At 54.6% G+C, this 14,873-nt stretch carries 14 protein-coding genes; 6 read left to right on the top strand and 8 right to left on the bottom strand.

All coding sequences use genetic code 11. The features are described from left to right. Positions 1–10: 10 nt before the first annotated feature. Positions 11–1,192, bottom strand: coding sequence for a homocitrate synthase family protein (locus tag QHG98_03145; protein MDH7596725.1), 1,182 nt, complete (start codon positions 1,190–1,192; stop codon positions 11–13). Positions 1,193–1,381: 189 nt separating this feature from the next. Here QHG98_03145 and QHG98_03140 point away from each other — a divergent pair, with 189 nt between their 5' ends. Next, complete coding sequence (locus QHG98_03140) at positions 1,382–1,537, top strand: hypothetical protein (protein MDH7596724.1); 156 nt, start codon at positions 1,382–1,384, stop codon at positions 1,535–1,537. Positions 1,538–1,812: 275 nt separating this feature from the next. Here the strand turns inward: QHG98_03140 and QHG98_03135 are convergent, their stop codons facing one another. Next, positions 1,813–3,612, bottom strand: a complete 1,800-nt coding sequence (locus QHG98_03135; protein MDH7596723.1) for a HAMP domain-containing sensor histidine kinase — start codon at positions 3,610–3,612, stop codon at positions 1,813–1,815. A 423-nt stretch (positions 3,613–4,035) separates the two neighbouring features. On the opposite strand from QHG98_03135, the gene QHG98_03130 reads away from it, so the two are divergent. Next, positions 4,036–4,824, top strand: a complete 789-nt coding sequence (locus QHG98_03130) for a methyltransferase domain-containing protein (GenBank protein ID MDH7596722.1) — start codon at positions 4,036–4,038, stop codon at positions 4,822–4,824. Between the two features lie 296 nt (positions 4,825–5,120). Here the strand turns inward: QHG98_03130 and QHG98_03125 are convergent, their stop codons facing one another. The 4 genes from QHG98_03125 to QHG98_03110 all read right to left on the bottom strand — a co-directional run bounded on the left by QHG98_03125 (position 5,121) and on the right by QHG98_03110 (position 7,244). Continuing rightward, complete coding sequence (locus QHG98_03125; GenBank protein ID MDH7596721.1) at positions 5,121–5,603, bottom strand: small multi-drug export protein; 483 nt, start codon at positions 5,601–5,603, stop codon at positions 5,121–5,123. A 235-nt stretch (positions 5,604–5,838) separates the two neighbouring features. Continuing rightward, positions 5,839–6,207 carry a hypothetical protein gene (locus QHG98_03120; protein ID MDH7596720.1) on the bottom strand — a complete coding sequence of 123 codons (369 nt, stop codon included), beginning with the start codon at positions 6,205–6,207 and terminating at the stop codon, positions 5,839–5,841. A gap of 307 nt (positions 6,208–6,514) precedes the next feature. Continuing rightward, complete coding sequence (locus QHG98_03115; protein MDH7596719.1) at positions 6,515–6,922, bottom strand: toprim domain-containing protein; 408 nt, start codon at positions 6,920–6,922, stop codon at positions 6,515–6,517. A gap of 4 nt (positions 6,923–6,926) precedes the next feature. After that, the gene (locus tag QHG98_03110) at positions 6,927–7,244 is read right to left on the bottom strand and encodes a DUF167 domain-containing protein (protein ID MDH7596718.1); all 318 of its coding nucleotides are present in this window, start codon (positions 7,242–7,244) and stop codon (positions 6,927–6,929) included. Positions 7,245–7,515: 271 nt separating this feature from the next. Here QHG98_03110 and QHG98_03105 point away from each other — a divergent pair, with 271 nt between their 5' ends. Then, complete coding sequence (locus QHG98_03105) at positions 7,516–8,871, top strand: phosphoribosylaminoimidazolecarboxamide formyltransferase (GenBank protein MDH7596717.1); 1,356 nt, start codon at positions 7,516–7,518, stop codon at positions 8,869–8,871. Continuing rightward, the gene (locus QHG98_03100; protein ID MDH7596716.1) at positions 8,819–10,339 is read left to right on the top strand and encodes a NosD domain-containing protein; all 1,521 of its coding nucleotides are present in this window, start codon (positions 8,819–8,821) and stop codon (positions 10,337–10,339) included. Before QHG98_03105 ends, QHG98_03100 begins: the two co-directional genes overlap by 53 nt. A 189-nt stretch (positions 10,340–10,528) precedes the next feature. Here the strand turns inward: QHG98_03100 and QHG98_03095 are convergent, their stop codons facing one another. Next, positions 10,529–11,449 carry a phosphoribosylaminoimidazolesuccinocarboxamide synthase gene (locus QHG98_03095; protein MDH7596715.1) on the bottom strand — a complete coding sequence of 307 codons (921 nt, stop codon included), beginning with the start codon at positions 11,447–11,449 and terminating at the stop codon, positions 10,529–10,531. Positions 11,450–11,650: 201 nt separating this feature from the next. Beyond that, positions 11,651–13,249: a glutamate synthase-related protein gene (locus QHG98_03090; GenBank protein ID MDH7596714.1), complete on the bottom strand. Its 1,599-nt coding sequence runs from the start codon at positions 13,247–13,249 to the stop codon at positions 11,651–11,653. 154 nt (positions 13,250–13,403) lie between these two features. On the opposite strand from QHG98_03090, the gene hisH reads away from it, so the two are divergent. After that, the gene (gene hisH, locus QHG98_03085) at positions 13,404–14,003 is read left to right on the top strand and encodes an imidazole glycerol phosphate synthase subunit HisH (GenBank protein ID MDH7596713.1); all 600 of its coding nucleotides are present in this window, start codon (positions 13,404–13,406) and stop codon (positions 14,001–14,003) included. After that, positions 13,997–14,815 carry an imidazole glycerol phosphate synthase subunit HisF gene (gene hisF / locus QHG98_03080; GenBank protein ID MDH7596712.1) on the top strand — a complete coding sequence of 273 codons (819 nt, stop codon included), beginning with the start codon at positions 13,997–13,999 and terminating at the stop codon, positions 14,813–14,815. The genes hisH and hisF overlap by 7 nt, the downstream gene beginning before the upstream one ends. Positions 14,816–14,873: the final 58 nt, after the last annotated feature.

Here is a 14,873-nt window from a genome sequence, read left to right as displayed (position 1 = left end):
TTGTCTCCCATTACGGACCGTTGTACACAAACTCTATGTTGAGATCGAGGATCAGCCTTCTCAGCTCATCGCATGTTATCGGTCTCTTGAACTCGCTCGCGGTCTTCACCTTCTCAGCAAGGAGGCAGAGATCCTTTTTCTCCAGGTCATAGCCCATCTTCTTCGTGATGTACTTGAGCGCCTTGGCTCCTGTGTGCTTCCCGATGATGATCCTCCTCTCAGCCCCCACCATCTCAGGGGAGTAGAGCTCATAGGTCCTGGGCTCCTCAAGGACCGCGGCAACATGGATCCCGGATTCGTGGGCAAATGCGTTCTCCCCGACGACGGCCTTGTTCTTTGCCACCGGCACGCCCGAATACCTCTCAACCACAGAGGATATTGACTTGAGCCTGCCCAGGTCGTAGCGGTCTATGCCGTAGTGAAGGCGGAGGTTGACGAGCAGCTCCTCAAGTGGCGTGTTCCCGCTCCTCTCGCCGATGCCGTTGACGGTGGTGTGGAGCTGCTTCGCACCGGCCTCTGCGCCGGCAAGGGTGTTTGCCAGCGCGAGACCGAGATCGTCGTGGCAGTGAACGCATATCGGCACGCTCACAATCTTCCTGATCTCGCTGATCATGTAGTACATCGTTCTGGGGTTCATTATGCCGACCGTGTCGGCCACGCTCACATAGTCAGCGTGGTACTCCTCTGCTTTTTTGTATAGCTTTTTGAGCGTGTTGAAATCCGTTCGTGTCGCATCCTCAGCTGAGAATCTCACTATCAAGCCATGATCCTTTGCGTACTCAACCGTCTCAAGCGCGCACCTTATCGCCTCTGCGCATGTCATGTGCAGCTTGTATTTGAGGTGGAGATCGGATGTCGCTATGAAGACGCTCACCATATCAACACCGCAATCGATGGCTGCATCGACATCAGACTGCCTGGACCTGGAGAGGGCGGATATCTTCGCGTTCAGGCCGAGATTGCAGACCTCTTTCACCGCGTTCTTCTCGCTCTTTGAGACCACCGGAAATCCGGCCTCTATGATCTCAACGCCGATCTCGTCGAGCATCCTGGCTATCTCGAGCTTCTCCTCAGGCTTGAACACGACCCCTGGCATCTGTTCCCCATCCCTCAGCGTCACATCGCATATCTCTATGTCCAGAGGAGGGGTGCCGGCCATCTCAAGAAACTGATTTGCGGAGAAGTCGCTCATCTATCTTTGTTTTCTGCCTCATCTCTTAAATCGATTTCGCAGGAAAAGATGTTCCCGGGTCCACAAAATCAAGCTTTGCATCCGGTCTTCTGCATGGAGAAAGCTCGTAGCATCATCCCTGGCATCGACCGGACAGACTCCGAAAAGTATATTTAATGATTTTTGATGATATATCTTTGAGGTGATTTCATGTGCGCAGTTGGAGGCCCTCCGGATATGGGTGACCCCGAGTCGTTCTTCCCTACCGATTATGTCTGTCGCTCATGCGGCCACAGGTTCAAGGGAATTGGCGTCGGGCCAAAGTGCCCCTCATGCCGCTCCGAGGATGTCGAGAGGGTGAGATAAGCGCTTCTGTCCGGCGTCTGCGCCACGAGTTTTGATGCTTTGGAGAGAGGTGCGGAGTTCGCTCATATCCATGTGATAACTTACCTTTAGAGGCACCAGTCATGCTATGCGCCCCCCCCCCACCGGCGAGTGAATGAGTGCATCCAGCAACCGGCTTGCATGTCCTTCAGATTGCTGAAGACATAAGAGCGGCGGAGTTAACTGCCTCGGACTTCTCTGCAGCCAATCAAATCGTTACATCTGATCAGCGGTGCAGCATGTTGGGATCTTGCTGCTCAGGATTTTTCCGATAGCGGCAGCGTGAAAAAGACCGTACATCCCTTTCCCAGCTCTGACTCTATCCATATCCTTCCGCCATGCACCTCGATGATCCTTTTGACGATGGCCAGTCCGGCGCCGGTGCCCTCAGATCTGTTGTCCACCTTGTAGAAGAGCTCGAATATCTTCTGGTGGTTTTTGGGATCTATCCCGATGCCGTTATCTTTGACATAGAATACCGTTTCGCCGTCGCTAATGCAGCCGATCTCTATCCGCGGCTCTCTCTGATCACCCATGTACTTGGCGCTGTTCTCTATGAGATTGACGAGCGCCTCCACAGCTCTCATCCTGTCGACGTGGACGACTGGCAGGTCCTCCGCCACATCCACGGTCACTCCCCTGGACCGTATCCTCTCAGATGTCTGCTCCAGCGCCTCCCTGACGATCTCAGAGAACGGCACGTCCTCAGGCGGGTTCATCATCCGGCCGATGCGACTGAGCTCCAGCGTGTCCTGGAGCAGCCTGTCCATCTTCGTTACGGCGCTCTCCAGTATCTCGATGTCCTTTCTGACCTTATCCCAGGCGCCCTTCTCGATATCATCCCTGAGGAACCCGAGGAACCCGCTGACAGTGATCAGAGGTGATCTGAGGTCGTGGGAGACGGTGTATATGAACCTCTCCATCTCTGATGTCTTGGCCTCAAGCTCTTTTATGAGAAGCTCCTTCTCACGCTCCGATGCGATCCTCTGGTGCAGCTCTTTCTGGGCAGCCGCGTAAAGCATTGTGTTCTCCTTGATCGCGATTACCTGTCTGATCACTATCAGCAGTATTATCATCCCCACGCCTGCGGCTAGATGGTGCTGGCGGATGTACAAATTTACATCCTCCTGCTCCATGCTCCAGATCAGAAATGCATATGCCGAGATGGCACAGATGTATGGGAGATAGAGAGGCCATGTGAACCCATGTGATGGCCGCTCTGCAGATCTCTTTACTGGCACGCCAACTGATTCAACCTGGAGCACCCCTGCAAGTCCGGTGAGTATGTAGCTGATCAGCCAGAAGCTGTCCTTGAGCGTTGCGGGAACATAGGTCTCCCTCAGGGCCTCGACCATGAACATCGAGTCTGCAACTATCATGAAGACAGCACTTGCCGCCAGGAGCATGATGGGTCGCTGGGCTATGTGCTCTATTCTTCTGAAGATGAGCGCGATGATGGAGAATGTGAGAACAAGATCTGCAACCGGGTACGCGACTGCAATCGCATTTGCAAGCGGATCCGATTCCTCAAGCGTCGCGATCGTGGGCGCGATGAGAAAGCTCCAGAATACTATGATCGCGAATATCGTCACAATGCCTGTGTCCAGGATGGACTTCAGGCGCTCGAAGGCACTCTGGTACGTGGCTGGGAGCAGAAGGATGCCTACGAGGAAGAAGAAGTAGTAAGCGAGATAGGGGCCATCAGCAACCGACGGAAATGGCGTCTCCCCAAGTCCGACCTCCAGGATGCTCCAGAGCACGTCCCCAAGGGCATAAAGCATCTGCGCAACCGCGAAAAACGCCCATGCGATGTACATCCTCTCATCCAGTGATCTTGTGGCTCTTGCAGCTCTGAAGAGAGAGAGTGCAGCAAGCCCGTTGACCACCGGCCATATTATATCATCTACGATCACACGCTGGTGCTCATTATCTCCCAGGTAGAGAACAATCGCGGATCTGAGGAACAGGATAGCCGCCCCCAGCATCAGGGCACGGCGGAACGTCAAATAGCTGTGCAGCACCCCACCCTCCTCAGATCCATCATAAACTTGCTTCATTGCAGAGCAAATACTGTGACACTCTCCAATCTATATTTTAATTCCAGCATTCTATCTAAATCTTTTGCATCTTTGAGCATCTCTCCATTCCGGGAGTCAGACAGATACAGGCACAGAAATCGACATCCTGTGTTGAATTCCAGAACATGCTCAATGCGTTGAGGTAAATGGCCCTCTTGGCAGATTTCTGGATGAACGATTTGCCATAAGCGGCTTCACTTGATCAGTAACTCAAGTACGTTCGTGATATCAAGCAAATACTAATGCCATAAGGCGAGTGTTCAGGAGATCTTTATGGCGCACCGAAATATTCAGCTCTGTGCTCAGCTATCCGCACCAGATCTTCACACCCCCATCTTTACACACATGCCCGCAGCTCAGATCGCAGTGTATTTATCTGGATCTGGTCTGAACTGGCATATCATGTACACATGGGACCCGGAGGAGTACGAGAGGAGCTCCTCAGCCCAGCAGGAGTGGGCCATGAGCGCTCTCTCCGAGCTGAGGATCAGAGGAGACGAGCGCATACTCGACGTCGGGTGCGGGGACGGGAAGGTCACTGCGCGCATCTCACAGCTCGTGCCTGATGGATCGGTTCTCGGAATAGACATCTCCGCAGATATGATCTCCTTCGCAAGGAGCAGGCATCCCTCTGATGTTTTCAGGAACCTCAGATTTGAGCAGGGCGACGCACTCGATCTCCACTTCCAGGAGGAGTTCGATATGGTGGTGTCATTCGCATGCCTGCACTGGATCCAGGATCATCTTTCAGTCCTGAGGGGCATATGCAGGAGTCTCGTGCCCGGAGGCAGGATGCTCATACAGTGCGGCGGCAGGGGAAACGCGGCTCAGCTTTTGGATATAACATCAGAGGTGATCAGGGAGGAGCGCTTTGCCTCTTACTTCAAAGACTTCGGATTCCCTTACTTCTTCTACACCCCTGAAGATTACGAGAGGTGGATCCCGGAGGCCGGCCTCCACACCGTGAGCGTGAAGCTCATACCAAAGGATATGGTGCACAGCCGGCATGCGCTCGAGGGGTTCATAAGGTCCACATGGCTTCCTTATCTGCAGAGACTTCCTCCAGATCTGCGCCCTGACCTCGTTCAGGAGATAGCCGGGCGCTACATCGAGCGTTATCCATCTCCTGATGGCATGATCCACGTCAGGATGATGCGGCTGCAGGCTCTGGCTGAGAAGCAGCCGGAGTGAATAAATCGCATCCGCTCATATCCATTTGATAACTTGCCCGAAGGAGCAGGGGTCATGCTATGCGTTCGTTTCGACAAATGAATGCTTTCAGCGACCACATTGCATGCTCTGCAAGTTGCTACGCACATAAGAGCGATCGCATCATCTCCAATCACGCGCTCTCATGTGTTTGGCAGGTGAAGATTGCGCAGGCTGGCTTCTGGAAGCACATATTTATCCGGCTGAACGCATACATGAATGTCTTCGCGAACAGGATCAGATGATGAGCGCGCCGCATCAGCTTTTGCAGGCCGTCCTCAAATGACCATCTGTACCGTATGTCCGATTGCGAAAGCTCCGGAGACGGCTGCTGTCACCACCACGCCTGCCATGAGCACGCCCAGTGATATCGAGAGAAATGCGGGGACGAACCTGAATCCCAGGAGAAATGCAAGAACGCATCCGGTCCAAGCGCCGGTCATTGGTAGAGGGATAGCGACAAAGAGCGTCAGAGCAGCAAATCCAATTCCCTCTCTGCCCTCAATGTATTTCCTTCTGGTCCTTGAGAAGAGCCAGGTGAAGAACCTGTCCCCGGGCGGGTACCTCTTGAGGAAGGATGATACCGGACCCAGAAAGAGCAGCAGAGGTGCCACAGGGATCAGATTGCCCAGGACCGAGATCGCGTACGCCTCCAGGGGCGAATAGCCGTAGGCGATTGCCAGGGGTATCGCTCCGCGAAGCTCAGATATGGGTGACATTGCCAGCAGCATGACCATCGCCCATCCCGGAATATCACTCATAAAACCTCCAGCATACGGAAATGGCTGAAGCTCCATTTCTCATGGATCCTGGTATACAGGCAGCGGAGACCCCGGTCTTCAGGCCGTAACGGTTGACGCTGTAGCAGGTAACGAACCTGTTCGACCCTCGAGCTGGAATGGCTGAATGAGACAGCAGAAGTCGATAGCTCTGGACGTGATGTTGCATGAAACATCTGGGATTGGATGCTGCAGATCTCAAGAGAGACACAGGATCTCATTTTCCCAGAGATCCCCTTATCTCGACCCGGAAGACCTGCTCCTCCCTGGGTGAATACACGGAGATGGTGAGATCGACCGGTATCTCTCCAAGCGATACGGTAACCGGAGCATCAGCTATCTTGATCCCTGAAGAGACGAGCTTCGCCAGGGACTCCGCAACGCTAGACAGCTCTCGGATATCGATGCCGACAGCTCCATTCACTGACACCGATGCGGGCAGAGGCTCCCCATCGCTCGATATCCTCACTCCCACAGATCCATCCTTCCCGCTGCCTGTGACCTTCGCGACTATCGGATACCTCTCGAGGCTCTCATCGCCCTGCAGCCTGGCCTTCGCGTCCGCATCGACTTTTATGGATACCATCATACCACCGCTCTGCTGTATGTGCAATCGATATAAAAGGATGGCTCACAGATGAATTCCACGGAACATGCTCAACACATTGAGGCAAATCGCCCTCTTGGCAGATTTCTGTATGAACGACTGTGCCATATCGGCCTTCACGTGATCAGTAACTCAAGTAAGCTCACGATATTGAGCAAATACATTCCGCGGGGGCAGTGATCTGCACGCGTGATAATCGATGCTCGAAGAGCGAGATCCCGCCTGCAAAGCACAGAACTGTCTCAGGAGAGCAGCAAACTTTCAGTGCTCAGCTCAAGCAATAGCACTACAGACCCTGGCTCTCCCGCGCCCTCTCCAGGAATATCCAGAGGCTCTCGACATCCTTTATCTCCTTTCTAACAAGAAGCTTGAGCCGCTTTCTGATCTCCACATCGACCCTGACTCCAGTGGGGCGGAGGTACTCCTCCATCTTGTGGGCGATCTCCTCCCCTCGCGCGTCCCAGTCGGTCATCAGCACGATCTCGCTGTACGATCTCGCGGTCTCCTCTGCAAGCTCCAGGCACGATCTCTGGGACGACATCAGTATCGGACCAGGAACGCCGATCCTGCGGAGCGCATCCCTGTCGCGCGGCCCCTCGACGATGACAGCTGCGCCCCGCTCTGATGCATCAAGGAGGGCCTCGATCTGCTCCTCGAGCGCCTCGAGATCGTAGCTCCTCCTGTGCGCTCTCATCCGATCACCCGAGCGATCTCCTGAGAGCCTCCAGAACAGATCCGGCATCGATGCCCCTCATGAGAACCACCTTCCTGTGGCTCCTGTGTCCGCTCATTATCTCCACATCGCCCTGCGAGAGCCCGAAAGCCCTGGCCAGCTCATGCAGCAGCTGTCTGTTGGCCCGCCCGTGATCAGCTCTCTCCGTAAGCCTGATCTCGATGCTGCCCCTCCAGGCATTGAAACCCGCTGGAATCACCAGCTCTGACGCCCCTGGAAGAACATCGATGTGCAGGACCACGCCATCAGGGTGGCGCTCGACCGCATCATCCAGACTCTTCACGCATGCATCTTCGCAGCAGTGCGATAAAAAACTGACTCTCAGGACGATCTCAGTCCGGATCGTTGAAGCCTGAGCCTATGCCTATCGTCCGGTCTGCAGTGGTGTAAACCAGTGCGTTGGACTTTACGTACTAAATCAGACGCCTTCTGCATTTAGTATTAATAAAATTAAAATTAATAACATTAAAAATTACTTCCTCTAAAATCAGTGTGATGAGCGGCCTTCGAGGGCAACCTTGAAATATTGTCGCTGCATTGCACGTCAAGGTTCCATGAAGCTCAGGCAAGCTGTGATCCCCGCCGGAGCCTCTGAACGGGCGAAGGAGATGGCAAGTGAGCTGCAGGAGCTCGGCTTGGATATCCTCACCCTTTCGAATCCGGCTTTTTCTGCGCCCGATGACTGGTCCGGGAGACTTCTCATCTACGACGAATCTGTGATGTCAAGCTCGAATGGACGATTGCTGATAAGATCTGCCATCCACGGCGGCGGTGCTGTTCTCGAATGTGATGACAGAGAGATCTTCGAGGCAATCAGGAGAGACCTGAATCTCGCGGATGATGTAAAAAGGCTTGCTTCCGCCTCAGCGCTTTACAGGTGCATGGCCTTCGACGCCGCCGAGCTCTCCTCGCTCCAGTCAGACATGTACTGGCCCAGGTACAGCGTCAGCCTCTTCGAGAAGGTCCAGGATCTCAGATACGGGGAGAACTGGCACCAGAGGGCAGCACTCTATGCAAGGCCGGGAGGGATGGGCCTCTTCAGAGCGGTCAAGCTCAACGGCAAGGAGATGTCCTACAACAACTTTGTGGATGCAGAGACCGTGCTGGAGATGCTCATCGACCTATCAGAGTACGATGGGGTTCCGACAAACAGACCGCTCGCCGTCATAGTGAAGCACGCGAACCCATGTGGCGTTGCGTACGGCAGGGATCTCGAGGAGGCATACAGATGGGCATTCGCCACAGACCCGAAGTCGGCGTTCGGCGGTGTGATCGGATTCAACATGAAGGTCGATCTCGCGACCGCAGAGGCGATAGGCGACAGTTTCGTCGAGGTCCTCATAGCACCCGGATACGAGCCTGATGCGCTCGAGCTGCTGATGCGAAACAAGCCGAACCGCAGGATACTGGACATCGGGGATATGCTCCAGAGAAAGGAGGAGCTGTACAGGGGGCATGCGTTCAGGAGCATATTCGGAGGAATGATGCTCCAGGATTACGACAGGGAGGATATCCTTGAGTGGAGGGTTGTCACACAGCGCTCTCCTACTCCGGAGGAGAACAGAGCGCTCAGATTCGCCTGGAAGGTCACAAAGTACGTAAAGTCCAACGCACTGGTTTACACCACTGCAGACCGGACGATAGGCATAGGCTCAGGCCAGGTCAGCAGGGTCGACTCTGCCAGATTCGGCGCTGAGAAGGCTGAGGAGCACGGTCTTGATACGAGGGGCACTGTGGCAGCGACCGACTCGTTCTTCCCCTTCCGCGATGGTCTTGACAGGGTTCACGAGGCAGGGGCGACCGCTGTCGTCCATCCGGGGGGATCGATAAGGGATAAGGAGGTAATCCAGGCGGCAGATGAGCATGGCATGGCCATGGTGTTCACTGGGATGCGCCACTTCAGGCACTGAGCAGATGGCTGCTCTCAGGATCGTGATAATCCTAACACTTCTCTCGTCTCCAGCCCTGGCTGTCCAGATCCACGCAGGTCAGGATGTCCAGAGCGCAATAAATTCAGCCTCCCCCGGAGATGTCCTGATCCTGGGGGCAGGTGAGCACAGGCCGTTCGTTGTGGACAGGCCGCTGACGCTCATCGGAGATGGCGCCTTCATACGCTCTGATGTCCAGTCTCCAGCGATAACAGTCCGATCCGACAATGTGAGGATTGAGGGATTTTCGATAGCAGGGGTGAAGAGGCCGTCTGAGGAGAAGTTCAGGTATTACATGGAGCGATACCAGGGCGGCGCTTCAGGAGGTGCATCACGAGTTTCAACCCCTGCGAAATCCACAGGCAATCTCAGACTGGACCTGCCGAACGCTGCCGTTCTTGTATTTGGAAGCAACGTAACGCTGGAGAAAATGAGCGTCAGGGATGCTGAGGTGGGGGTTTTTGCCGAGGGACTTGATGATCTCCTGATAAATGAATCCACATTTCAGAGCTGCAAGACCGGCGTGCTGATTATCAGAGCCTCGAACGTGATCGTCGGCAACACCGGGCTGATCGGTTGTGAGAAGGCTGGGCTGAACGCCTCGAACTCCAGGTCATTTACGGTCAGTGGATGCAGTGCGATAAACAACACTCATGCTGGACTCTTCTTCAGAAACTGCGAGGATATCGATGTCATTGATAACACCCTGAGGGGAAACTCAGAGGGACTGGTCTTCTGGGGCACGAACCACAGCTCTGCAACGGGCAATCGCGCAGATCAGAACTACTACGGAATTCTCCTTGCGGACTCGCACAACAACACGATCTCCAGAAACATTCTCGTCAACAACAGGAGAAGCGAGATTGTGAGTGGATTCGGAGTTGGCATGAGCATCCAGGCGAACAGCAGCTACAACCTGGTTTTCAAAAACACAGCATCAAACAACTACAACGGTTTGGAGATAACCGAGAACTGCCAGAGAAACGCGCTTTGCGGGAACAACATATCCAGGAACACGCACGGTGTCAGACTCGACAAGAACTGGAACAATCTGATCTACAGGAACAACTTTGTGGACAACGTGATAAGCGGCTACGACAATCAGACGAAGAGCATATGGAACACGACCGTCGGCAATTACTACAGCGACTACAGGGGATCCGATGACGATGGAGATGGTATAGGCGATGTGCCCTACGCCATACCAAAGGGCAGCTCGGTGGCCACGGACTACAGACCGCTTGTGATGCCATTCACAGGAGAGATCGATCCAGATGAGATCCTGGAGGATATAAAGCGATATGCCCGTTACAATCCAGAGGAGGGCAGCACCATCCGGGTCGATGAGAGCGGAGCCACGATAAAATACGCAGCTCGTAGAGCCCCTCCGGTCTTCGAGGAGAATACGAATACGGTGGTTGAACGCCCGCCGTTCACGCCGGTGTTATAAAAATTTGTGATCGCATCCCCATGGGGGAGTCCAGCATACGAGCTTATCTGCTGTTGATAAAAAGCTCATGTGGTGGAATCGTCGGAGAGGCGAGCTCCGGCAAACCAGACCACCATCAACCAACTCTACATCTTTCTGCGAGATTATCGATCCGCCGAATCAACAGCATGAGGCATAAAAAATTGTGAATCACTGTGCTCCAGCGGGCACGAACCTCTCGCCTGTGATCCTCTCGTACAGCTTGATATAAATCTCGCTCGTCCTTTGCACGATCTCATCCGGCAGGGGTGGAATCTCCGGCTCTGGCATCTTCGAGCTTCTTGCCTGATAGAGCAAATCCTTGTAGCCGATCTGCCTGTAGTACTTCCGGACGTACTCCTTGCTCAGATCGACGTACTCGCCCTCCTCGTACAGAGCTTTATCCCAGAACCTGTCCTCGTCTGCTGTCCCGTAGACATCGACCACCATGATCTCCCTGTTCTCATCGAACGCGAACTCCTTCTTCCCATCCACGTGTATGAGACCTCGGGGCTCCACACATCTCCTGATATCCTCGTCTATCCTGATTATCGTCTCTGTGATCTCCTCGAACTCCTGCGGGCTTAGCCTTGCGAGCTCAAGGGCCTCATCCCTGCTCAGAAGCCTGTCGGTCTTCTCCAGTTTGGTGGAGACCTCTATGTACGGCTCCGGCAGCTGCTCTGCATAGGAGACCTTTCTCCCACGTGGGAACCCAAGAGCCTCCGGGTCCATCTCTCCGGACTCAAGCCGGTCGAAGAGAGAGCCTGCAACGTACCATCTGCATATGAACTCCAGAGGTATCAGATGTCCTTTCGTCTCACGGGTTATGCGCTCCGGAGATACTATGCTGACCTTTCTCACAATCATACCAGCGGGCGGGAGGTATCTGACGAAATGATTCCTTATGCCCATCCGCTCAGCGCGCTCGAACCAGAAGACACCCTCCCTGCATAGCGTCTCGCCCTTGTACGGTATCCTTGTCGGTATGATCTTGTCGAACACAGAGATGTTATCGGTGAACTGGAACTCCAGCTCGGAGCCGAGATCATAGGCCTCCTTCACCTTGCCCCTCATCAAAAGCTTGCGGTTCATTGCACATAGATCCAATAGGAATTTGATAACGCTTTTGCTGATCAGTGAGTTGCAGCTGCGTAACAGAGCTTCTGTCGCTCTGAGAACCTCCCAGTGGCGGCACTGCCCTGCTATGCGATTCTAAAGAGCGCTTCCAGAAACAAACCAGCCTGCTTGACCTTCAAGTTGCCAAACAGGAAAGCAAAAAAAGGCGGGAGGTTCTCACTCTCCCATCCAGTCGAGGATCTCAAGCGCCTTATCCCTGTATGCGTCCATGACATAGGGTATGCCGGAGATCCTCGCGGCATCCTCTGTGAGCGCCATGAGATCCTTCCTCGATATGGATGAGATGCTGAAGTTCCTCGAGCCTGCCATGAGCTGCTGCAGCCCGGTCCTGAACTTCTGGCAGTACGTGTAGATCGCGACAGCGCCAAGCGGTATGTTCTTGATCTCCTCTCCATACTTCGCCCTGAGCTCCTCATAGCTCACAAATATCTCCTCAGGCCGCTGCCCGTACTTTGCAACCGTCTTTGGTAGATCCCCTGTCTCGAGCCACTTCTGGATGTTCTTCCCGACCATGCCAGGGATCATCAGAGCCCTTCCCATGCAGACAGCCTTCACGTATGGGCTGCCCATGGCGATAGCCTTGAAGACACCATCCTCTGTTGAGAAGCCGCCTGCCATTGCCAGGTCAGGGACGCGCATGCCCCGCTTCGATAACCGCTCGCAGAACTCGTACGCAAGAGCCTCCAGATAGAAGGTGGGTATCCCCCACTCGTTCATCATCGGCCACGGGCTCATTCCGGTGCCGCCCGGCGCTCCGTCTATCGTGATGAGATCCAAATGCGCCTCGGCGCCGAATCTTATGGCCATCGCGAGCTCAACCATGGAGTAAGCGCCTGTCTTGAGCGTGATCCGCTTGAATCCAAGATCTCTGAGACGATCCACCTCTCTCAGGAAGCCCTCCTTTGTGACAAAGCCGAGGCGCGAATGCCGCTCGAACTCCTTTATTCCGCCCTCCTTGAATGCAGCCTGGATCGCCGGATCCTCCGGATCTGGCTGCACCACATAGCCCCTTCTCTTGAGGACGAGCGCGCGTTCGAGTGATGGCACCCTTATCTCACCGCCGATGCACTTCGCGCCCTGCCCCCACTTGAGCTCTATCGTCTCAAGGTTGTGCTTCGATGAAACGTACTCGGCAACGCCCAGGCGCGTGTCCTCGACATTCATCTGCACCAGGATCTCGCCATAGCCTTCGTGGAATCTCCTGTATGTCTCTATCCTCCTGTCCATCTCAGGAGACCTCTTGACCTTATTGTCGCTCCCAAGCACAAGGTCCGGATCGACGCCGCAGACGTTCTCTCCACAGACAAGCGTTATGCCGGATATGGCCGCACCGATTGCGAAATGCTCCCAGTTCTTTCTGGCTATCTCTGTGGACCCAAGAGCGCCCGTGAATATCGGCACTCTCATCCTCACCTTCCTGGTCCAGCCATACTCTGTCTCCGTGTTGACATTCGGGAATAGCGCGGTGTCCGGATCAGGCTCGACGCCCTCAGGGAGACCGTAGGCACCGACAGCGTAACCCTGTATGTTCAGATGCGAGTAATCCACAGGATAGTTCTTGTCGGCTCCCGCAGTTATCTCTCCAAAAGGACCTGGATATAGCACCTCTCTTCCTCTGAATGATGACAGCCAGGTCTCACAGCCGCCTCTGCATCCATCCACACACCTGCTGCATATGCCGGACATCGGGACGACATCCCGCGAGCGGTTGAACGTCCCTGTTGCCTCATTGGCATTCGGCCTTCTAAGGTTCATTCCAAGACACCCTCTTTACAGATCACTGTTAAACACACGGCTCGATGAGAGCCGACAGGTTGCTTCCTTTCTTCCTCTATAAAAGTGTTTTCAAAAGCTATATTTACATGATGCAGGATAACAATTTCCGACCATCGGAAAAGAAGGGCATGAGATGATAGCCATAGTGGACTACGGCATGGGCAATCTATTCAGCATATACAACGCACTTTTGAAGGCAGGTGGCGATCCTGAGATAAAGAGAGAGCCCGATTTTGCTGGTGCTGCGGGTATAGTCATACCCGGTGTTGGCTCCTTCGGGAGGTGCATGGAGAGCCTACGCAGATTTCAGGAGCCTCTGGAGCAGAGAATCGCTGAGGGAACTCCGGTGCTGGGGATCTGCATAGGCATGCAGGTGATGATGGACGAGAGCGAGGAGAGCCCGGGAGCCAGAGGCTTCGGCTGGATCCCCGGAAGGGTTGTGCGGCTGCCTGAGGGCGTAACCGTGCCGCAGATGGGGTGGAACAGCCTTGAGATAAAGCGGGACCTGGAGCTGCTGGACGGCATATCCCCAGGAGATATGTTCTACTTCGTCCACTCGTACCACTGCGTTCCATCTGATAAAACAGCTGTTGTGGCAACCACACACTATGGCGTGGAGATCGCAGCGGTTGTGGCAGAGGATAACATATACGGAACGCAGTTTCATCCGGAAAAGTCAGGTCCAAAAGGACTGAGGATACTTGAGAACTTCGTGAGGATGGTCAGATGCTAGCCCGCAGAATCATTCCATGTCTGGATTGCGATCTCGGAGTCCCGGACGGGAGGGTTGTCAAGGGGATCGAGTTCAGGCAGATAAGATACGCAGGTGTCCCGTGGGAGCTGGCGACCCGCTACTACGAGGATGGCGCTGACGAGATAGTATTTCTGGATATCACAGCCTCCCACGAGCGCAGGGCGACGATGTTCGACGTCATCAAAAAGACATCAGAGCATGTTTTCGTGCCGCTGACAGTGGGTGGAGGCATCTCGAGCCTGGAGGACGCGAGGAATGCGTTCAACGCAGGTGCTGACAAGGTGACTGTGAACACAGCAGCACTCAGGAGGCCGGAGCTCATCAGAGAGATCTCGGAGAGCTACGGCAGCCAGGCGGTTGTGGTCGCGATCGACGCGAAGAGAAGGTATCAGGATCTGGACGGCAGGATAACAATAAACACTGAAAGCGGACGGTGCTGGTTTGAGTGCTCCTGTTATGGAGGCAGGCGCTTCACAGGGGTCGACGCGCTCGCATGGGCGAGGCGCGTTGAGGAGCTCGGTGCAGGGGAGATACTGCTCACAAGCATGGACCGGGATGGCACATACGATGGCTTCGATATCGAGCTCACTGATGCGGTATCGGGAATGGTGAGGATACCCGTGATCGCATCAGGCGGATGCGCCAGCCCTGAGCACATGTACGAGGTGTTCAGAAGAACGGGCGCATCTGCAGCGCTCGCCGCGAGCATATTCCACTTCAACCAGTGGAGCATCCGGGATTGCAAGAGGTATCTCCACGAGCGCGGAATAAACGTGAGGATCACCGATTAGGCCCGAAGCATCGCTTCGAGAACTCGCGTGTTGCTGCATCTGCGATGATGTAGATGCT

This window comes from Methanothrix sp. (assembly GCA_029907715.1).
GTDB lineage: Archaea > Halobacteriota > Methanosarcinia > Methanotrichales > Methanotrichaceae > Methanothrix_B.
The sequence above is the reverse complement of the archived record's forward strand: the minus strand, read 5'-3'. Positions and strand labels throughout refer to the sequence as shown.